At 70.0% G+C, this 20490-nt stretch carries 15 protein-coding genes, 1 tRNA gene and 1 pseudogene; 12 read left to right on the top strand and 5 right to left on the bottom strand.

Features of this window, described 5'->3' with window-relative positions; translation table 11 throughout:
* The first annotated feature begins 751 nt into the window (after positions 1-751).
* The 3 genes from EFK10_RS29750 to EFK10_RS29740 all read left to right on the top strand — a co-directional run bounded on the left by EFK10_RS29750 (position 752) and on the right by EFK10_RS29740 (position 3352).
* Positions 752-967 carry a hypothetical protein gene (locus EFK10_RS29750; RefSeq protein WP_127358750.1) on the top strand — a complete coding sequence of 72 codons (216 nt, stop codon included), beginning with the start codon at positions 752-754 and terminating at the stop codon, positions 965-967.
* 70 nt (positions 968-1037) lie between these two features.
* Positions 1038-1110, top strand: a tRNA-Lys gene (locus EFK10_RS29745).
* A gap of 178 nt (positions 1111-1288) precedes the next feature.
* Complete coding sequence (locus tag EFK10_RS29740; RefSeq protein WP_127358749.1) at positions 1289-3352, top strand: SpoIIE family protein phosphatase; 2064 nt, start codon at positions 1289-1291, stop codon at positions 3350-3352.
* Here EFK10_RS29740 and EFK10_RS29735 read toward each other — a convergent pair.
* The 3 genes from EFK10_RS29735 to EFK10_RS29725 form a co-directional block, all read right to left on the bottom strand.
* Positions 3349-5790, bottom strand: coding sequence for a beta-glucosidase family protein (locus tag EFK10_RS29735; RefSeq protein WP_127358748.1), 2442 nt, complete (start codon positions 5788-5790; stop codon positions 3349-3351). The two genes, EFK10_RS29740 and EFK10_RS29735, sit on opposite strands and share 4 nt — an antisense overlap.
* A gap of 89 nt (positions 5791-5879) precedes the next feature.
* Positions 5880-7361 carry a M1 family metallopeptidase gene (locus tag EFK10_RS29730; RefSeq protein WP_127358747.1) on the bottom strand — a complete coding sequence of 494 codons (1482 nt, stop codon included), beginning with the start codon at positions 7359-7361 and terminating at the stop codon, positions 5880-5882.
* A 134-nt stretch (positions 7362-7495) separates the two neighbouring features.
* Positions 7496-8953 (bottom strand): peptidoglycan D,D-transpeptidase FtsI family protein, encoded by a 1458-nt coding sequence (locus EFK10_RS29725; RefSeq protein ID WP_127358746.1) that lies wholly within the window; start codon positions 8951-8953, stop codon positions 7496-7498.
* Between the two features lie 464 nt (positions 8954-9417).
* Between EFK10_RS29725 and EFK10_RS29720 the strand changes: the two genes are divergently transcribed.
* The 7 genes and pseudogenes from EFK10_RS29720 to EFK10_RS29690 all read left to right on the top strand — a co-directional run.
* Positions 9418-11199 (top strand): glycosyltransferase family 2 protein, encoded by a 1782-nt coding sequence (locus EFK10_RS29720; protein ID WP_127358745.1) that lies wholly within the window; start codon positions 9418-9420, stop codon positions 11197-11199.
* Positions 11196-13124: a radical copper oxidase GlxA gene (gene glxA, locus EFK10_RS29715; protein ID WP_127358744.1), complete on the top strand. Its 1929-nt coding sequence runs from the start codon at positions 11196-11198 to the stop codon at positions 13122-13124. Before EFK10_RS29720 ends, glxA begins: the two co-directional genes overlap by 4 nt.
* A gap of 53 nt (positions 13125-13177) precedes the next feature.
* Entirely contained in the window at positions 13178-14251 is a 1074-nt protein-coding gene (locus EFK10_RS29710; protein ID WP_127358743.1) for a Gfo/Idh/MocA family oxidoreductase, read from the top strand.
* A complete protein-coding gene (locus tag EFK10_RS29705; protein WP_127358742.1) occupies positions 14248-14715 on the top strand; it encodes a heme-degrading domain-containing protein in 468 nt (155 codons plus the stop codon). The genes EFK10_RS29710 and EFK10_RS29705 overlap by 4 nt, the downstream gene beginning before the upstream one ends.
* A 404-nt stretch (positions 14716-15119) precedes the next feature.
* Positions 15120-16139: a glycoside hydrolase family 6 protein gene (locus tag EFK10_RS29700; protein ID WP_127358741.1), complete on the top strand. Its 1020-nt coding sequence runs from the start codon at positions 15120-15122 to the stop codon at positions 16137-16139.
* 273 nt (positions 16140-16412) lie between these two features.
* Positions 16413-17252: an LPXTG cell wall anchor domain-containing protein gene (locus EFK10_RS29695; protein WP_127358740.1), complete on the top strand. Its 840-nt coding sequence runs from the start codon at positions 16413-16415 to the stop codon at positions 17250-17252.
* A gap of 9 nt (positions 17253-17261) precedes the next feature.
* Positions 17262-17639: pseudogene (locus EFK10_RS29690) on the top strand (TIGR01457 family HAD-type hydrolase); the annotation flags it as partial.
* 123 nt (positions 17640-17762) lie between these two features.
* Here the strand turns inward: EFK10_RS29690 and EFK10_RS29685 are convergent.
* Positions 17763-18542, bottom strand: a complete 780-nt coding sequence (locus EFK10_RS29685; RefSeq protein WP_127358739.1) for an HAD-IIA family hydrolase — start codon at positions 18540-18542, stop codon at positions 17763-17765.
* Between the two features lie 213 nt (positions 18543-18755).
* Between EFK10_RS29685 and EFK10_RS47875 the strand changes: the two genes are divergently transcribed.
* Together EFK10_RS47875 and EFK10_RS29675 are read left to right on the top strand one after the other, a co-directional pair.
* Complete coding sequence (locus tag EFK10_RS47875; protein WP_164836198.1) at positions 18756-19412, top strand: site-specific integrase; 657 nt, start codon at positions 18756-18758, stop codon at positions 19410-19412.
* Between the two features lie 132 nt (positions 19413-19544).
* On the top strand, positions 19545-19886 hold the full coding sequence (locus EFK10_RS29675; protein ID WP_127358738.1) for a hypothetical protein: 342 nt from the start codon (positions 19545-19547) through the stop codon (positions 19884-19886).
* A 120-nt stretch (positions 19887-20006) separates the two neighbouring features.
* On the opposite strand, the gene EFK10_RS29670 is transcribed toward EFK10_RS29675, so the two are convergent.
* Positions 20007-20490 (bottom strand): maleylpyruvate isomerase mycothiol-dependent enzyme family protein (locus EFK10_RS29670; protein ID WP_127358737.1); only part of this gene is annotated, 484 nt, incomplete at its 5' end.

Genomic DNA, 20490 nt, shown 5'->3' with positions numbered 1-20490 from the left:
TCCCGTAATGCAAGACGTTTCCGGGCCAGACGTCGTGTCCTGGTGACGGCGACCGCCACAGCGTTCGTCGTCACTTTCGGCTCACTGCTGAAACGTACGACCTCACCCTGATCACCGGGGACGTCGTGCACTTCACGGACGGCCCGGGCACCCGGGACCTCGTCACCGTGGACCGCCCCGAGGGGCGACTGACGGGGTGAAGATCCAGCAGAGCGGCGCGGATGTGTACGTCGTGCCGGACGAGGCGGAGCCGCTGCTGACCGCCGGGAGCACCGTCAGCGCCGCTTCACCAGCATCCGGGGCTCGGCGCTGAAGGCGAGCAAGATGGCGGCCCGCAGTTTCTGGAAGGACGCGACGGCCGGGCGGCAGCGGGATCGCCAAGCTGTGGCTGGACGGCCGGGTCGAGGCGAGCCTCGAGGAGTCGGTGCCGCAGATCAACGCACCGCAGGCCTGGGCGGAGGGACACCCTGCTGAAGAAGTCCGACGGCCAGGCCTTCGGCGTCTGGGACCAGCCCGCGCAGACGCTCCCGTACCGCCTTGTCCTGGACGCCTCTGGATCGCGCCGGAGCTGAAGCCCCACGCGGTGTGGGTGCGGACCGGGGTCCGCCACTCGGCGGGACGGCTCCTGGCAGCAGGACACCAGGCTCCTGCAGCTCGACTACGGCGTCGCCACCGACCTCGCCGGTGATGTGCGGGCCGCAGCCGGGTGAGCCTCGGTCTGTCCTCCGCCACGCAGGAGTGGCTGGACAGTGTGACGAAGGTGATAACGGCCACGCTGTCGGTCTCGTACGACGGCGGAAAGACCTGGCGGCCGGTGTCGCTGCACAACCGGCACGGCGGGCGCCGGACCGCCGACATCCGGACTCCGCGCACGTCAGGGGGGTTCGTGTCGCTGAGAGCCACCGCCGCGGATGGGGCCGGCGACAGCGTGAGTCAGGAGATCATCCGGGCCTTCGGGCTGAGCTGAGGGGGACGTGGTCGGAGGGGTGGTGGTCAGCAGCACCCCCTCCGACCACGTATGATTGTCCCGTTGGTGAGCGCCGTTAGCTCAATTGGCAGAGCAGCTGACTCTTAATCAGCGGGTTCGGGGTTCAAGTCCCTGACGGCGCACCTCCACGAAGCGTTCTTCCTCCGGGAAGGGCGCTTCTGCCTATTCCGCTGTGTCTTCCGCTCGCATGAGAAAATAGGGCGAATAGGACCTGTCTTCACTGCGGCCCGTACGGAGGGCGGGTGGCGGCTACGCTCCCGTACACCGTTTCGGGGGTAGGCGGCAGGAAAGAGGACCGGTATGCGTACGCACGACCTCGGGTCCAGGGTCGGCGAGGCAGACGGCGTCAGCGCCGCACCTGGCGGGCTGCTGGACTTGCTGCGGGTCGCCGCGTTCGTCCTGGACTACGACGGACGCGTCACCCTGTGGAGCCCCGAGGCCGAACAGCTGTTCGGGTACACGGCGGACGAGATCCTCGGGCACAGCGGCGCGAGGCTGGTCGCCCCGGAGAACTACACCCTGGTCACGGAGCTGTTCGAGCAGGTCAAGGCAGGCGCGTCCTGGGCGGGCGTCTTCCCGGTTCGGCACAAGGACGGCACCGACCAGTACGTGGAATTCCGCAACATGCGGCTGGACGACGCCGACGGGCGGATCTACGCCCTCGGTATGGGCGCCGACGTCACCACCGTACGGAGCGTCGAGACCGACCTGGCCATCTCCAACAGCCTGGTCGAGCAGTCGCCGATCGCGATCGCGGTCTTCGACCCCGACCTGCGGCTGGTGCGGGCCAACCAGGCCGAGGTGGAGATGACCGGGATACCGGAGGCCGCCATGCTGGGCCTGCGCGCCGGCGAGATCGCGCCCGACGTCGACTCCGAGGCGATCGAGGCCGCGATGGGCGAGGTGCTGGCGACCGGGAGGCCGCTGATCGACCGCCAGCACACCGGCCGGACCGCAGCCGACCCGGACCACGATCACGCCTGGTCGGTCTCGTACTACCGGCTCGACGATCCCGCGGGGCAGGTGGTGGGGCTGGCGGCCTCGGCCATCGACGTGTCGGAGCGCGTACGGCAGACCAACGAGATCGCCGAGGCCCGTGGCCGCCTCACCCTGATCGCCGAGGCCGGTACGCGGATCGGCACCACCCTGGACCTCAGCCAGACCGCCCGCGAGCTGGCCGACGTGGCCGTTCCCCGGCTCGCCGACATGGCCGCCGTCGATGTCCTCGACTCCGTCCTGCGGGGGCGTACCTCCGCCGACGAGGCCATGGCCGACGACGGCTCCGCGCAGTTCCGGGCGCTGGCTGTCGCCGCCGAAAGCCCCACCGACGCCATCCACGCCGCCGACCCGGTCGGGGAGCTCGCCTCCTACGGACCGACCCGGCTGATCACCAAGAGCGTCCGGCAGGGCAAGCCGGTCCTGGTACGCCAGGTGGACGCCCGCATGATGCGGCGCATCGCCCGAAACGACGAGGCCGCGGGGGTGCTGCTGGCCTCCGGAGCCCACTCGTATCTGGCGGCGCCCCTGATCGCCCGCGGCGATGTGCTGGGCACGCTCAGCCTCTTCCGTACGACGAACCAGCGCCCCTTCAACGACGAGGACCGCACCCTGGCCTGCGAGCTGGCCGCCCGCGCCGCGATATCCATCGACAACGCCCGGCTCTACGCCGCCGAGCGCGAGACCGCCCTCGCCCTGCAGCGCAGCCTGCTCCCGCAGGCGCCGCCGGAGATCGACGGCATGGAGATCGCCTTCCGGTATCTCCCGGCGGTGAGCGACGTCGGCGGGGACTGGTTCGACGTCCTGCCGCTCAAGGACGGGAAGGTCGGGCTCATCGTCGGCGACGTCATGGGCAAGGGCGTGCAGGCCGCCGCCATCATGGGCCAGCTCCGCACCGCCACCCGGGCCTTCGCCCAGCTCGGCCTCGCCCCCGACGAGCTGCTGCGGCACCTCGACGACATCCCGGTCACCCTGGGCAGCGAGTCGATCGCGACCTGCATGTACGCGGTATGCGACCCCCACACGGGGCGCTGCGTCTTCTCCAGCGCCGGACATCTGCCCCCGGTGATGATCCCGCCCGAGGGACGCGCCCAGCTGCTCGACGTCCCTGTCGGCGCACCGCTCGGCGTGGGCGGCGTTCCTTTCCGCACCGCCGAGTACACGCTGGAGGAGGGCGCCCTGCTCGCCCTCTTCACCGACGGGCTGGTCGAGGACCGCCGCCAGGACATCGACGTCGGGCTGCAGCTCCTGCTGGGCCTCCTCGAAGGTGACCAACGCCCCCTCGAACAGACCTGCGACCTGGTGCTCGACGCCCTCCACCGCGCCCCCGACGACGATGTGGCGCTGCTGCTGGCGCGGCTGGGCTAGCGCACCACCGCTGTCCGACTCAGCCGCAGATCCGTCGCCGACGCGGCCAGATGCACCGCCCGCCGGCCCGTCCCCAGCACCCAGCGGTGGGCCCGGGGGTCCCAGGAGGAGAGCAGGCGGGCCGGGATGCGCAGGGTGAGTGTGCGGGAGCGGCCGGGGGCGAGGTCGATCCGCTGGTAGGCGGCGAGGGTCCTGCGGGCCTGCGGGAGGGCGAGGTCCGGCGATGGCCCGAGGTAGATCTGGGGGACGTCGCTGCCGCGCCGGTGCCCGGTGTTACGTACGGTGAAGCGCACCCGCAGGCCATGTCCCTCGGGCTCGGCGGCCAGGCCCGAGTAGGCGAACGTCGTGTACGACAGCCCGTGGCCGAAGGGGAAGAGCGGCTCGACGCCCTCCTCGTCGTACCAGCGGTAGCCGATGCGGATGCCCTCGGCGTAACGCTCCTCGCCGCCCACCCCGGGATAGCGGCGGCGGTCACCGGAGAGCGGGTGCCGGTCGTCGCCGGCCGGGAAGGTCTGGCTGAGGCGGCCGCCGGGGTTGGCGTCGCCGAAGAGCAGGGCGGCGGTGGCGGCGGCGCCCTCCTGGCCCGGGTAGTACATCTGGAGCACGGCGGCGGTGCGGTCCAGCCAGGGCATGGCTGTGCTGGAGGAGGTGTTGAGGACCACCACGGTCCGGGGGTTGGCCGCGGTGACCGCCTCGATCAGTGCGTCCTGGTTGCCGGGCAGCCGGATCGTCGTACGGTCATGGCCCTCGGTGGCGTCCTCGTACGCGAAGACCACGGCCGCCCGGGCGGCACGCGCCGCCTTCGCCGCCGCCGCGACGTCCTGGGCACGCGAGGCTCTGGTGATCTTCGCGAGGCGGAAGGTCCGGCCTCCGGTACCGCCGGTGCCGCCTTTGCCGGTGACGGTGAGCCGGTGGGTGCCTGCCGTCAGCTTCAGGGTCCTGCGGCGGACGGACAGGCCGTCGGTGGTCGTGGAGATCAGCCCGCCGCTGAAGTTCTCCGCCCATCCAGCGGCCTGGGGGAACAGTTCGGCGCCGCCGTCCAGGACGACCTTGGGGCGGTCGGCGTGCGCGCCGGTGTAGTGGATGAGGAGGGTCCACGCCTCGTCGTCCCGGTCGGCCGTCACATCGATGTCGTGGGTGTAGGCGGCGCCGGGTGCGATGGTGTGCTCGTGGAAGACCCTGCCGTAGATGTCCTCCCCCAGCGCGTACGTGACCTCGCTGCCCCGCCCGGCCCGGGCCCGGATCGCCTTCAGGGGGCTGTCCGCCCGGTCCGGCGCGACATGCGCGCTGCCGCCGCCGCTCACGAACGGCACCGAGCCGGTCGGGCCGATCACGGCGATGCTGCTGGCCGCCGCCCCGGTCAGCGGGAGCGCCGCGCCCTGGTTGCGGAGCAGCACCCCGCCGCGCGTGGCGACCTTCAGCGCGGTACGTGCCCCGGCGGAGGAGCCCCGGGCCGGGCGGTGCGGCACGGCGCCGCCGAGCAGCCCGAAGCGGTCCATGACGGTCAGGACGCGCCGCACCGAGCGGTCGACCAGCGCCTCGGGGACCGTGCCGTCGGTGACCGCCTTCCTGAGCGCGGCCCCGAAGTACGTACCGCCGGGCATCTCCATGTCCAGGCCCGCCCGGATCGCCGGGGCCGTGCTGTGGGCGGCGGACCAGTCCGTCATCACCCAGCCCCCGAAGCCCCACTGCTCGCGCAGCACCGTGTCCAGCAGGTACGGGCTCTCGCAGGCGAAGGTGCCGTTGACCTTGTTGTACGCCCCCATCACCGCGCCCACCCCGGCGCGGACGGCGGCCTCGAAACCGCGCAGCTCGGTCTCGTGCATCGTCTGCTCGTCGGCCACGACGTTGATCGACTCGCGCTCGTACTCCTGGTTGTTGAGCGCGAAGTGCTTCACCGTCGCGATCAGCCCCTGGCTCTGGATCCCGCGCACCTCGGCACCGACCAGGTCGGCCGCCAGTAGCGGATCCTCGCTGAAGGTCTCGAAGTTGCGGCCCCCGTACGGCGTCCTGATCAGGTTGACCATCGGCGACAGCAGTACGTCCTGGCCCAGGGCCCGGCCCTCCCGGCCGATCACCCTTCCGTACTCCCGCGCCAGCCCCGGATCGAAGGCCGACGCCAGCAGCGCGGGCGCCGGCAACGCCGTGGCGGGCGCGGTCACCCTCACCCCGGCCGGGCCGTCGGACAGCCGCAGCGGCGGAATCCGCAGCCGCGCCACGCCCGGGATGTACCCAGCCTGCCCGAGCGGCGCCGGGTCGGTCGCCCCGTGGAGGAGGCTCAGCTTCTCGTCGAGCGTGAGCTGCCCGAGCAGCCGCTCGACCCGTCTCCCGTCGGCCGGCCTGGGCCGTCCGGTCGTGGCGGCGACGACGGCCACGGCTCCGCCGAGGATGCGGAGAGCGGTACGGCGGGAGACGGACGCGGACGCGGGTGCGGGCATTCCGGGACTCCTTCCCTGAAGCTGACCCCCCATCAGCTACCAGGGAAGGAGCCCGAAGTCACGCCTACCGCGCCGGGCCCGCGGGGCCGTCAGTCGCCGTGGACGTCGTTCGTCGCGGCGATCTGCTTCCAGGACTTGGGCTGCTGCACGTCGGCGCGTACGCCCAGGGCCGTCGCGGCGGGGTCGGCGGGCTTGGCCGTGGCGTAGAGCCAGGTCCGGAAGAGGGCGCCGAGGTCCTGGCCGGAGATCTGCTCGGCGAGGGCCTGGAAGTCGGCGATGGTGCCGTTGCCGTAGCGGCGCTCGGTGGGCCAGGTCTTGAGGAGCCGGAAGAAGTCGTTGTCGCCGATGGCGTTGCGCAGGGCCTGGATGGCGAGGGCGCCACGGTCGTACACGGCGATGTCGAACTGGTTGTCGGGGCCGGGGTCGCCGGGGGCGACGGTCCAGAAGGAGTCGGTGGCGGGGTGGAGGGCGTAGACGTAGTCGGCGAGTTCCTGCGCGGTGCCCTCGTCCTCGTGCTCGGACCAGAGCCACTGGGCGTAGCGGGCGAAGCCCTCGTTGAGCCAGATGTCGGACCAGCGTTCCAGGGAGACGCTGTCGCCCCACCACTGGTGGGCCAGTTCGTGGACGACGACCGAGGTGTTGGAGCCGTTGGCGAACTGCTTGGGGCTGTAGAAGACCCGGGTCTGGGTCTCGAGCGCGAAGCCGCTCTTCACGTTGGGGACGTAACCGCCCGCCGTGCTGAAGGGGTAGGGGCCGAAGTAGCCGCTGAGCCAGTCGACGATCTCGCCGGTGCGCTCGACGCTGGCGCGGGCGGCGCCGTCGTTGTCGCCGAGGTCGGTGGAGTAGGCGTTGATGACGGGGACGCCGCCGTCGCTGGTGCTGGTGGTGATGTCGAAGTGGCCTATGGCCAGGGTCGCGAGATAGGTCGCCTGCGGCTTGTTCTCGCGCCAGTTGTAGCGGGTCCAGCCGAGCTTGGAGCTGCTGGAGACGAGCACCCCGTTGCTGATCGCCTGGGTGCCGTCGGGGACGGACACCGACACGTCGTACGTGGCCTTGTCGAGGGGGTGGTCGTTGCTGGGGAACCACCACCAGGCGGCTTCGGGCTCGTTGGCGTTGACGCCGCCGTCGGGAGTGCGCTGGTACGAGGTGAAGCCGTAGCGCTGAACGGCGGAGGGGACGCCGTGGTAGCGGACGACGACCGTGGCCTGTTTGCCCTGCTCGAGCGGCTTGGCCGGGGTGATCTCCAGCTCCTGCTCACCGGAGGCCGCGAAGGCGGCCTTGTTGCCGTTGACCCGGACCTCGTCCACGTCGAGGGCGAAGTCGAGGTTGAAGCGGGTCAGACCCTGGGTGGGCGTGGCGAGGATGGTCGCCGTGCCCTCCAGCTCGTCGGTGGCGGGCTGGTACTTCAGGCGCAGGTCGTAGTGGGAGACGTCGTAGCCGCCGTTGCCGTACGTGGGGTAGTACGGATCGCCGATGCCGGCGGCGCCGGGTCCGGCGTCGGCGGCCGATGCCGGGACGGCCAGCAGCAGGGCGGCGGTTCCGGCGGTGAGGGCGAGCAGTCTCTTGCGCACAGGGGTCCTCCGGTGCGGTGGGGAGAAGGGACACTCGGACCCTAGGGAGTCCCACCCGCCCCGGGAACCACATTCCCGGCCGTTGCCACAGGGATTTCACAGGGGGAAATACAGGGGACAACCCGCCCGCCGGATCACTTCAGGCCCAGCGCCGCCTTCATCATCGACGTCGCGATCGGCGCCGCCAGCCCGTTGCCGCTGACTTCCGAGCGCGCCGCGTCGGACTGCTCGACCACGACCGCGACGGCGACCTCCTTGCCGTTGCTGCCCTTGGCGTAGGAGGCGAACCAGGCATAGGGCGTGCCGCTGTTGTTCTCGCCGTGCTGCGCGGTGCCGGTCTTGCCGCCGACCTCGACGCCGCTGATCTTCGCGTTCGTACCCGTGCCGTTCTGGACGACGTTGACCATGGCCTGCTGGAGCTGGGTGGCGGTGCGCTGGCTGACCACGCGGGTGGTGGCCGAGTCCGGGAACGAGGTGATGGTCTTGCCGTTGCCGTCGGTCACCTTGGACACCATGTGCGGGCTGGCGAGTTGGCCACCGTTGGCGAGTGCCGCGACGACCATCGCCATCTGCAGCGGGGTCGCAGTGTCGCTGAACTGACCGATGCCGGACAGGGCGGTCTGCGGCTGGTCCATGCCGGAGGGGTAGACGCTCGTGGCGGCGCGGACCGGGATGTCGAGCTTGGCGGCGTTGAAGCCGAACTTCTCGGCGGTCGCCTTCACCTTGGCCTGACCGAGCTGGACCGCGAGCTTGGCGAAGACTGTGTTGCAGCTGTACTGCAGGGCCGTCTGGATGCTGGCGTTCTTGCAGGGGGCCGAGGTGTTCTCGTTCGTGATCGGGGTGCTCGTGCCGGGCGCGGTGTACGGGGCCGGGGAGTTGGTGTTCTGCGTCACCGAGCTGTAGAGCCCGTTCTCCAGCGCGGCCGCCGCGACGACCAGCTTGAAGGTCGAGCCCGGCGGATAGGTCTGGCGCAGAGCGCGGTTCAGCATGGGGCTCGCGCTGTCGGCCTGGAGCTTGCTGAAGGCCTTGCCATCGGCGGTGGAGCTGCCGCTGAAGGTGGACGGGTCGTACGAGGGTGTGGAGGCGACCGCCAGGATCTCGCCGGTGGCCGGGTCGATCGCGACGGCGGCGCCCTTCTTGGCGCCGAGCCCGGTGTAGGCGGCCTTCTGCACGGCCGGGTCGATGGTCGTGACGACGTCGCCGGGCTTGGCGGGGGTGTCGGTGAGGGTGTCCTTGACGCTCTTGAGCCGGGTGTCGGTGCCGTCGAGGACGTCCTGGTAGATGCCCTCCAGCTGGGTCGCACCGTAGACCTGCGAGCTGTAGCCGGTGACGGCGGAGTACAGCGACCCGTCGGGGTAGGTGCGCTTGTACTTCAGGTCACCGCCGGTGGTGGCCTTGGAGCCGGTGACCGGCTTGCCGGCCACGATGATGTCGCCCAGCGGATTCGCGTACTGCGCGATGATCTTCCGCCGGTTGTGCGTCTGGTCCGCGAGGGCCTTGGAGTCCACGGCCTGCACCCAGGTGGCCCGCACGAGCAGCGAGAGCACCAGGAGCAGACAGAAGACCGAGGCACGCCTGATCGTCGTATTCATCCCACTGGTAGGACGGGTGAACCGGATGGGATGGTTCCGACCGATGCGCACAGGTTTCCCACAGCGGCGGCTGCGCGGGAGCCGAACCCGTACCCCTACCCCTGTCACGGCGGTAGTGCCCCGCGCATTAGTGGGGCGCACGGGGCAACGCACAGCTGTCTCAAAGAGCACATACGCCCTGTTTCCAAGGGGTTTCGTCCTTGCGATCAAGAAGGGCGTTCCTGGACGCTTGGGATCAAGGACGCGTATGCACCAATCTGGCCTTCAACAAGGCGAGTTGAGAAAGAAGGGAGTGCGTTCAAGGCGTGACCGAGCGATGGCACGGTCGTTGATGAGTCATAGCCAGCCTCATCCGGACCGACCACCACCTCACCTGTACGTATACCCGGGCGGCGGGGGGCCGCAGCTGCCCGGGAACGTGATGCCGTAAGAGATACGGCACACATGCTTCGGGGGGAGCATTCATGACGCCGACACCGACCGGCGCCCAGCAGTACACGACCACCGAACGTCCCGCCATTCCGCAGCAGTGGCAGCGCGACCCTGCCACACGGGGCCCACGGTACGACTACGAGCATTACAGCCGACTCGCCGGGCCCATGACCGAGGCGCCCGTCGACCGTCCCTATCGAGTCAAATACCGCAGCCTGCTGTCCGACGAACCCCACCGCATACGCGCGGCCCTGCTGCTCGGCGCCGCGCCCGTGCTCTCCGCGATCCTGCTGGCCTGGCTGATGCAGCCCGGACACTGGACCCGCAGAGCCGGCGCCCCGGCCTGGATGACGGTGTGCGACACCGTGATGCTGGTCTCGATCGGGCTCATCGAGCTCTTCCGACTGATCAACGTCAGCTCGAACGCCCACGCGACACTCGTCGCCCGCGACCCCATACCCGTGGTCCCGGAGGTGGGCACGAAGGTCGCCTTCCTCACCACCTTCGTCCCGGGCAAGGAGCCACTGGCCATGGTGGGAGCCACCCTGGAGGCGGCCACCAGGCTCCGGCACCGCGGTGTGCTCCACATATGGCTCCTCGACGAGGGCGACGACCCGGCCGTCAGGGAGCTGTGCGACCGGCTCGGCGTACGGCACTTCAGCCGCAAGGGCGTCGAGAGGTGGAACCAGTCCAAGGGCGCCTTCCGCGCGAAGACCAAGCACGGCAACTACAACGCCTGGCTCGACGCCCACGGCGACGACTACGAGTTCTTCGCCTCCGTCGACACCGACCACATACCGCTCGCCAACTTCCTCGATCGGATGCTCGGTTACTTCCGCGACCCCGACACGGCCTTCGTCGTCGGCCCCCAGGTCTACGGCAACTACGAGAACGCCGTGACCAAGGCCGCCGAAAGCCAGCAGTTCCTCTTCCACGCCCTCATCCAGCGGGCCGGCAACGCCTACGGCGCCCCGATGTTCGTCGGCACCAACAACGCCGTCCGGATATCCGCCCTCAAGAGCATCGGCGGCCTCGTCGACTCCATCACCGAGGACATGGCCACCGGCCTCGAACTCCACCGCCACCGCAATCCCCGCACCGGCCGCAAATGGCGCTCCGTCTACACCCCGGACGTCCTGGCCGTCGGCGAGGGCCCGGCCTCGTGGACCGACTTCTTCACCCAGCAGCTGCGCTGGAGCCGTGGGACGTACGAGACCGTGCTCAAGCAGTTCTGGAAGGCGCCCTTCACCCTGTCACCGGGCCGGTTCCTCAACTACGGCCTGATGCTCGTCTACTACCCGATGACGGCCTTCAACTGGCTTCTGGGCGCCCTGAGCTGCGCCCTGTTCCTCGGCCTCGGCGCCTCGGGCATCCAGATCAACTCCGAGGTCTGGATGATGCTCTACAGCGACGCCGCCGCCCTCCAGATAGGCCTCTACATCTGGAACCGGCGCCACAACGTCAGTCCCCACGAGCCCGAGGGTTCCTCCGGCGCCGCCGGAATGGTGATGTCGGCCCTGTCCGCGCCGATCTACGCCCGCTCGCTGCTGGACACCCTGCTCCGCCGGAAAAGCAACTTCGTGGTCACCCCGAAGGGCGACTCGGCCAGCCCGGACCGGCTGCTGTCGACCTTCCGGATCCACATCTTCTGGACGCTGGTCTTCGGCGGCTCGCTCGCCGCCAGCTTCTTCAACCGCCACACCCACGTCGCGATGCGCACCTGGGCGACGCTGGCGCTGATCATCACCACCGCGCCGATCGTCGTCTGGTCCCTGTCGCTGATCCGGGCCAAGTCCAGGAGTGACGGCCGATGAGATACCGACCCAGCCGGCGACTGAAGAAAATGGTCGCCGGAGGCGCCGCCGTGGGCGTACTCGCCGGTATGAACACCCCCGCGATCTACGCCTACACCACCGAGAAGTACCACGAGTACAAGATCAACCAGCCCGCGTACAAGGCGAAGTACGGCCACTGGGACTTCGTCGACGTCCCCGCGAAGTACCGCATCAACTCCATCCACGCGGCCATGCTGCACACCGGCAAGGTCCTGCTCATCGCCGGCTCCGGCAACGACGAGAAGAACTTCAAGGCCAAGACCTTCCAGAGCGTCCTGTGGGATCCGGTCAAGAACACCTTCGAGGAGATCGACACCCCGAAGGACATGTTCTGCTCCGGCCACGTCCAGCTCGCCAACGGCAATCTACTGGTCGCCGGCGGCACCGCCCGCTACGAGAAGCTCAAGGGCGACGTCACCAGAGCCGGCGGCGAGATGATCATCAAGAACGAGGACCCGGACAAGCCCCGGGCCTTCCCCAAGGGCACAATCTTCGTCAACAGCGAGAACGGGAAGAAGTTCCACGCCGACTTCCCGATCAACGTGCCGCGGGCGAAGAAGACGGTGGACAAGAAGACCGGCAAGGTCACTGTCACCGCCAGCAGCGCCCGGGTCTTCGTCGAGTCCGAGGTCAAGGGCGACAAGGGCATCGTCAACACCGCGGCCCAGTACGAGATCCAGGGCCTGACCGGCGATGACAAGAACAACCTGTACGGCCTCGCCACGAAGCTCGGCATGGACAAGAAGGACTTCCAGGGCATCAAGAACGCCTACGAGTTCGACCCCATCGCCGAGAAGTACATCCCGGTAGACCCCATGAACGAGGCCCGCTGGTACCCCACCCTGGTCACCCTCGAGGACGGCAAGGTGCTCGCCGTCTCCGGCCTCGACGACATCGGCCAGGTCGTGCCCGGCAAGAACGAGATCTTCGACCCCAAGACGAAGAAGTGGACCTACACCAAGACCCGCTACTTCCCGACCTACCCCGCCCTCTTCCTCACCCAGGGCGGCAAGATCTTCTACTCCGGCGCCAACGCGGGCTACGGCCCCGCCACCGAGGGCCGCGTCCCCGGCATCTGGAACCTGAAGACCAACAGCTTCAAGCCAGTCCCCGGCATCAGCGACGCCAAGGACCTCGAGACCGCCAGCTCCGTGCTGCTGCCACCGGCCCAGGACCAGAAGGTCATGGTGCTCGGCGGTGGCGGCGTCGGCGAGTCCAAGTCCTCCACCGACCGCACCGCGATCGTCGACCTCACCAAGGACAACCCCACCTTCACGGCCGGACCCGACCTGTCCGAGCCCACCCGCTACCTCAACAGTGTCCTCCTCCCCGACGACACCGTCCTCACCACCGGCGGCTCCCGGGACTACCGAGGCCGCAGCGCCAGCGACATCCTCAAGGCTCAGATCTACGACCCCGCCTCCAACGCCTTCCTCAAAGCCGCCGACCCCGCCGTCGGCCGCGACTACCACTCCGAGGCCCTGCTCCTCCCCGACGGCCGCGTCGCCGTCCTCGGCTCCAACCCCCTCTACGGCGACAAGGACAACACCACCGCCGGCTTCTTCGAACAGCGCATCGAGATCTACACCCCCGCCTACCGCTACCGCGACACCAAGCCCGCCCTCTCCGGCGGCCCGAGCACCATCGACCGCGGCGGCTCCGCCACCTTCCTTACGACGCAGGCCGCCGGCATCAAAACAGCCCGGCTCATGCGGCCCAGCGCCGTCACCCACGCCACGGACGTCGAGCAGCGCTCCATCGCCCTCGACGTGAAAAAACAGAAAGGCGCCATCACCGTCACCATCCCCAAGGACCCGTCGCTGGTCCCCTCCGGCTGGTACATGCTCGTCGTGACGGACGGTGCCGGTACGCCTTCGAAGGCGGTATGGGTGCGGGTTCCCTAGCCAGGGAGGGGGCGGGTTTGCGCCCTGGTGACCACGTTGCTTAGGTGGACGCCATGAGCAATCCCGCCCTTCCCCTCCGCGTCGGACTCGTCGGCTACGGCCTGGCCGGATCCGTGTTCCATGCCCCCCTGATCGCCGGCACCGACGACCTGACCCTTGACACCGTCGTCACCGCCAACCCCGAGCGCCAGGCGCAGGCCCGCGCCGAGCATCCGGGGGTACGGGTCGCGGCGGCGCCGGAGGAGTTGTGGGCGCGGGCGGATGAGCTCGACCTGATCGTGCTGGCGTCGCCGAACCGTACGCACGTCCCGCTCGCGGAGGCCGCGCTCAAGGCGGGCCTGCCCGTGGTGGTCGACAAGCCGATCGCGGGGACCGCAGCCGAGGCCCGGGCGCTCGCCGCACTGGCCGAGGGGCGCGGGCTGCTGCTGTCGGTCTTCCAGAACCGCCGCTGGGACAACGACTACCTCACCCTGGTCCACCTCATCCACGCCGGCGAGCTGGGTACCGTACAGCGCTTCGAGTCCCGCTTCGAGCGGTGGCGGCCACAGCCCAAGGGCGGCTGGCGGGAATCCGGCGACCCGGCGGAGATCGGCGGGCTGCTCTACGACCTGGGCAGCCACCTGGTCGACCAGGCCCTGACCCTGTTCGGGCCGGTGGCCACGGTCTACGCCGAGTCCGACATCCGCCGCCCGGGCGCGCAGGTGGACGACGACACCTTCATCGCGCTGACCCACACCGGCGGCGTCCGCTCCCACCTGTGGATGAGCGCCACGGCCGCCCGCCTCGGCCCCCGCTTCCGCGTGCTGGGCAGCACCGCCGGCTACGTCAAGTACGGCCTCGACCCCCAGGAGGCAGCCCTGCGCGACGGCGCGCGCCCCGGCCCCGGCTGGGGCACCGAGCCCGAGTCCGCCTGGGGCACGGTCGGCGCCGGCGACGACACCCGCCCGGTCCCCACCCTCCCGGGCGACTACCCGGCGTACTACGCCACCATCGCCGCCGCCCTCCGCGACGGCACGCCCTCGCCCGTCACGGCCGCGCAGGCCGCCGACGCCCTGGACGTCCTGGAGGCGGCGCGGCTGTCCGCCCGCGAGGGCCGTACGGTCACGATCAATGGGGACAAGGGATGACCGTGGAAGCCACCGCGCTCATCGCGGAGATCGAGGCCCAGGAGCGAGGCCTCATCCTCACCCGCTTCACCAACGACGACGCCTGGCGGCTCGGCGCCCTGCTGGTCGACCTCGCCCGCGAGCGCGAGGCCGCGGTCGTGGCGGACATCCGCCGCGGCGGCCACCAGCTCTTCCACTACGCCCTGCCGGGCACCGCCCCGGACAACGACGCGTGGCTGGACCGCAAGTGCCGCGTCGTCGACCGCTACCTGGAGAGCTCCTACCTCGTCGGGACTCGCTTCCGCGCCAAGGGCACGACCTTCGAGGCCTCCTCCCGTCTCGACCCGGACCGCTATGCCGCGCACGGCGGCGCGTTCCCGCTGCGCGTCGAGGGGGTCGGTGTCATCGGTACCGTCGCCGTCTCGGGCCTGCCGCAGGCCGAGGACCACGCCCTGGTCGTCGAGGCCCTGACCCGGTTCATGTAACCCCGCGTCCGGCCGGCGGATCCGCTCCCCCTGGAGGCCGCCGGCCGGACGCCCCTCACCGTGGGCGGCCGGACTGCGGGAGAGGTCGGGCGGCCTGGGGAGGCAGGAAAAAAAACTCGGGTGACGGTGGCTGACGGTTACGGCACACGACCGGCCTCGCACCGACGGCGTCGTGCTCATCGGGCGCTGTTCGTCCAGGCTGGGAAGAAAACAGGGGAAGCCACAAAAGGCCGCATACCCAGCGTAGAACAGACGAGCGGCGGCACGGTAGGGCGACTTGACGCCACGTCACGCCCACGACGTCCGATCCGGCCCCGTTCGGCCGCATCTACACCACCTTCTGACGGTGTGGTATGTCAGGATTGGTGCTGACCGGTCTCGTCCCGCCATCCAAGGGGGAGTGGATGCACGGCACCAACACCGGCCCGGTGCGCAGGGCCGCCTGCGCCGTCTTCGCGTTCGGCCTGCTGGCCGCGCTGCTCGGGGGCTGCCTCAGCACAGGGAAGGGCCGCGGCGTCGCGCCCGCCCCGTCGGCCGCCATGTCCGGCGCGCCCTTCTGGGTCAACCCGGACTCCGAGGCCGCCCACCAGGTCGCCAAGTGGAAGAAGGACGGCCGAGCCGACGACGCCCGGCTGCTCGAACGGATCGCCTCCGAACCCGTCGCCGAATGGATCGACGTCGACGACCCCGAGGGCCAGGCCCGCGGCTTCACCGAGGCCGCAGCCGCCGCCGGCCGCCGCGCCCTGCTCGTCCTCTACAACATCCCGCACCGCGACTGCGGCCAGTACTCCAAGGGCGGCGCCGCCGACGGCAACACGTACCGGGCCTGGCTCAACGAGGTCGCCGCCGGCATCGGCAACCGCGAAGCCACGGTGATACTGGAGCCGGACGCGCTCACGCACATCGTCGACGGCTGCACCCCGGCCCGCTACCACGAGGAGCGTTACGCCCTCCTCATGTACGCCATCGACACCCTCAAGACCCTCCCCCACACCAAGGTCTACCTCGACGCCGGCAACGCCGGCTGGGTCCGCGACCCGCGCAGTCTCGTCGGGCCCCTGCAACGGGCCGACATCGCCCGGGCCGACGGCTTCGCCCTCAACACGTCCAACTTCTACACAACCGAGGCCAACAAGGCCTACGGCATGGAGCTCTCCACCGACCTCGGCGGCAAGCACTTCGTCATCGACACCAGCCGCAACGGCCGCGGCCCCCTCCCCGGCGGCCACGACGAAGCCTGGTGCAACCCCCCTGGCCGTGGCCTCGGCGTCCCCCCCACCACCCACACCGCCGACCGCCACATCGACGCCTACCTCTGGATCAAACGCCCCGGCGACTCCGACGGCCCCTGCAAAGGCGGCCCCGCCGCCGGCACCTGGTGGCCCGAATACGCCCTCGGCCTAGCCCGCAACGCGGCGCCCTAGCAAATTCAGCCGGTCCAGCGTTTGAGGACACGCCCGAAGGGCGTTCAGGGGTCCAGGGGGTGGGCACTCCCCCAGCCTTCGGCCGGGGGGACCCCCACCCAAACGAAGGTTTGGGTGAGAGCCCCCTGGTTTCGGGAAGGGACGGGGTGGGGGGGAGGTAACTGGCCGTACTGCGAACGGGTGGATGCGGTGGGGGGTGGCCGCGTCGAGGCGGGAGGCGGACGCGGGGGCGTGAGAGGTTCCGGTCATATGAGATGCCGGAAGAGACTGCTTGTGAGCGCCGCGACCCTGGTGGGCACCGTGGCCTGCCTGCCGCAGGCGCAGGCACCCGCGAGGGCCGAGGACTTCCCGATCCGGACGTGGCTGACCGGGGGGCCGGCACGATACGAGGCCGGCAGCGGGCCGCACCGCTTCGACGTGGTGCTGCGGAACGCCAGCGGCGCCGAGCGCAGCGACCTGCATCCGGTGATCGTGCTGGTCGACCGCGAGCGGGCCCTGACGCCGCGTCGCGTTCGCCTCGACTACGAGGACCCGGAGACGGGGGCATGGCGGGCGGTGCACCTCGACCATACGGACAACGACGAGAACGTCGGGGTCGTGGGCGGTGAGAACGGCCCGGGCACGACGATCGCGCCGCACGGGAGCCTGACCGTGCGGTTGAGGTTGCGCTTCGAGCGGGGGACGGCGCGGGGCCATGTCACGGCGTCGGCGACGGTGATGCAGCGCAGGGGGACGGACGGCGACTGGGTGGGCGAGTCGGCACCGTACGAGTTCGACGTCATGCCGACGGCCGCGACGCCGGCGCCGACTGACGCACCGGCCCAGACGCCGGCACCGGCCCAAACATCGGCACCGGCACCGGCACCGGCCCAAACATCGGCACCGGCACCGGCACCGGCCCAAACACCGGCACCGGCACCGGCCCAAACATCGGCACCGGCACCGGCCCAAACACCGGCACCGGCACCGGCGGCCGTCCCGCCGCGACGCGACCCCGTGGCCGGGCCGCCGCAGCTCGCCGCCACGGGGAGCACCGGCCGCACGGCCCTCGCCGCGCTGGGCCTGATCGCCGTGGGCGCAGCCCTCCTCACGGCGGCGCGGCGCCGCCATTAGGCTGAGATCATGTCGACACGCAAGCCGATCGAATCGTGGCTCACCGACATGGACGGGGTGCTGATCCACGAAGGGATTCCGATCCCGGGCGCCGACGCCTTCCTCAACCGGCTGAAGGAGTCCGGGAAGCCCTTCCTGGTGCTGACCAACAACTCCATCTACACGCCGCGCGACCTGCACGCTCGCCTCGCCCGCATGGGCCTGAACGTGCCGGTCGAGAACATCTGGACCTCCGCCCTCGCCACCGCCAAGTTCCTGTCCGACCAGCGCCCCAACGGCACTGCGTACGTGATCGGCGAGGCCGGGCTGACCACCGCGCTGCACGACATCGGCTATGTCCTCACCGACGTCGACCCGGATTACGTCGTCCTCGGCGAGACCCGCACTACCAAAACATACTTCGCCCTGGCCTGCTGATGTCGCCTACGGTGATGGTCCGTGCACGGAACGCGCGCGTTGCCACACGGAGACCTTCACGCTAGATCGTATCGGGGCGCGCAGGGTGCGGGGTCAGATCTCGTCGACGAGATCCGCGATGGAGTTCACGACCCGGGTCGGCCGGTAAGGGAAGCGCTCCACATCGCTCGCCTGGGTCAGACCGGTAAGCACCAGCACCGTTTCCATGCCGGCCTCCGTGCCCGACACGATGTCGGTGTCCATTCGGTCGCCGATCATCGCGCTGGTCTCGGAGTGGGCCCCGATCGCGTTCAGCCCGGCCCGCATCATCAGCGGGTTCGGCTTGCCCACGAAGTAGGGGTCCACACCCGTCGCCTTGGTTATCAGCGCCGCGACCGCGCCAGTGGCCGGCAGTGCGCCCTCGGCTGACGGCCCGGTCTCGTCCGGGTTCGTGGCGACGAAGCGGGCACCCGCATTGATGAGCCGCACTGCCTTTGTCATGGCCTCGAAGGAGTACGTCCGAGTTTCGCCGAGGATAACGAAGTCCGGGTCTGTATCGGTCAGGACGTACCCGATGTCGTGCAGGGCGGTCGTCAGGCCCGCCTCACCGATGACGTACGCGGTGCCACCGGGACGCTGGTCGGCAAGGAACTTCGCGGTGGCCAGCGCCGACGTCCAGATGTTCTCCACCGGCACGTCCAGACCCATCCGCGCCAGCCGGGCGTGCAGGTCACGCTGGGTGTAGATGGAGTTGTTCGTCAGCACCAGGAAGGGCTTCCCGGACTCCCTCAGCCGCTTGATGAAGGCGTCCGCGCCCGGGATCGGAATCCCTTCGTGGATCAGTACGCCGTCCATGTCGGTGAGCCAGGACTCGATGGACTTGCGCTCTGCCATGGTGAGACTCTCCTGCGGGCACGGGGCTTACGGTGTGGCTCAAGGGTAACGATCGCGAATGAACCGCACCTGGTTCGGAGGAGATCTCAGTCGGTAGGTGTGAGCCTCTCAGCCCCGTTCAACCGCCGGCTCCGCCAGAAACGGGCTGGGATCGCCGTGCCAGGTGATGCTGAGGGCGTCACGGGCGCGCGTGGCGGCGACAAACAGCGGGGCATGGTGCCGCATGCCGCTCGCCCCGGCGACATCCGCCGACTCCAACTCGACGACGTAGATCTCGGCGACCGGCGCATCACCGTCGCCAGCCACGTCCGCCAGCTCGACGACCTGTCCCTCAAAGTCATCAAGGACTACCTCGTCCACCGCAGAGGCCGCTGGCCATCCACCGCCAACCCCCACCTGTTCGTCTCCGGACGCACCGCCTACGACACCCGGCCCGTCACCAGCTACTACATCAACAACCTGTTCCGCGGCCACAAGGCCACCCTCGACCGGCTCCGCGTGGACCGCTGGCCGGAGGAAGCCCTCAACCGCGGCCCCGACTCCCTGCACCTTGCCGCCGTCTTCGGAATCAGCACCGCCAGCCCGATACGCGCAGGCGGCTCGCCTGATCCTCGAAGACGACGCGTCACCACCATGACTGGCTCTGTCCACCAGATCGAGCAGCGCCTCGACAGCGGTTTGGGAGCCGCTCAGACCCTGACGCGGCATCGAATTGTCCACGAGTTTCGGCAGCAACTGAGCCGAGGTCCTGAGAGGTGCGGCGATCGGCTCGCCCATGACAGGACAGGGTATCCACGATGGTTCGGCGATCACGTTTTTGAGACAGCCCGTGGAGCCAACGCCCGCGCACTCGTGGCAGAGGCGAGCTGAGGTGCCCGGCGCGGACGAGCGCCCCGCCGGCGCCCGCCCAAGGCGTCGGCCGCCGCTGCCACGGCGGTAGCGAAGGCCACCGAGACCGCGTCGAACGCGACGCGCGCTTCGGCGGCCGACAGCAAGACGCTGATGGCGCTGGCCCAGACGCAGGCGCACGCCTCTCAGGCGGAGTTCCGCCGGGCCGCCGCGCAGGAGGCCGCCGACCAGGCCAAGGCCGCCGCCGATGGTGCCGCGGTGCAGGCCACCAAGGCCGCGGAGAACGCCACCATGGCCAAGCCCGCCCAGGCCAAGGCGGAGGCAGCGGAGCAGACGGCGAAGACCGCCGCGGCCGATGCCAAGGCGCAGCGCGCCATCGCCGAGGTCGAGCGGGACAAGGCCAAGACACAGGGCGACATCGCCGCATCCGAGCGCGCCAAGGCCGCCACCGCCGAAACAGTGGTCAGGTGTGAGCCCGCAGGATGCGGGCCGTGATCATTTGCTCTGATCATCCGTCGGTTCTCGTGGGGTACTGGTTGGGGTGGTTGTCGGGGTTCTCGCTGTGGTGCGAGGCGGGTGTCTCCTACTCCGGCTGTACGGCGTCCGGGCGCCGGCTCAAGGGGTCCCGCAGCGGTCGCGCAGGGTCGTGACACCGTCGCCGTGGAGTTCGTCGCAGTACGTCGTGCGTCCGGTCATCGCCATTGTCAGCGCCAGGGTGGTGCCGGACAAGAGCAGTCCGGAGCCGGCGGTGAAGGGTCCGTCGGTCGCGACGAGTCGTAGGCCGCCGATCCGCCCTTTGGTGAGGACGGGGAGGTCGGAGCCCTGGTAGTACTCGGCCACCTGCGTGACCGTTTCGATCGGGTAGTCGTGGCGGATGCCCAGCGGCCGCCGGATGTCCTCCCCGTGCACGATCGATTCGCCGAGCATCGCCACGGTCGGGAGGGGTGGTTTGGTCGTGCTCGTGACGACTCGGCGGAACCTCTCGAGTGTCTCGGCCGGGGTTGCGCCCATCTGCTCGGCCAGCCGCATGGCCACCTGTTTGTCGAAGTCGAACCGGCAGCGGATCACGCCCGCCAGCCACCGCACGGGGTTGAGGCTT

The sequence above is a fragment of the Streptomyces soli genome (assembly GCF_003999195.1).
Taxonomy (GTDB): Bacteria; Actinomycetota; Actinomycetes; order Streptomycetales; family Streptomycetaceae; genus Actinacidiphila; species Actinacidiphila soli.
The sequence above is the reverse complement of the archived record's forward strand: the minus strand, read 5'-3'. Positions and strand labels throughout refer to the sequence as shown.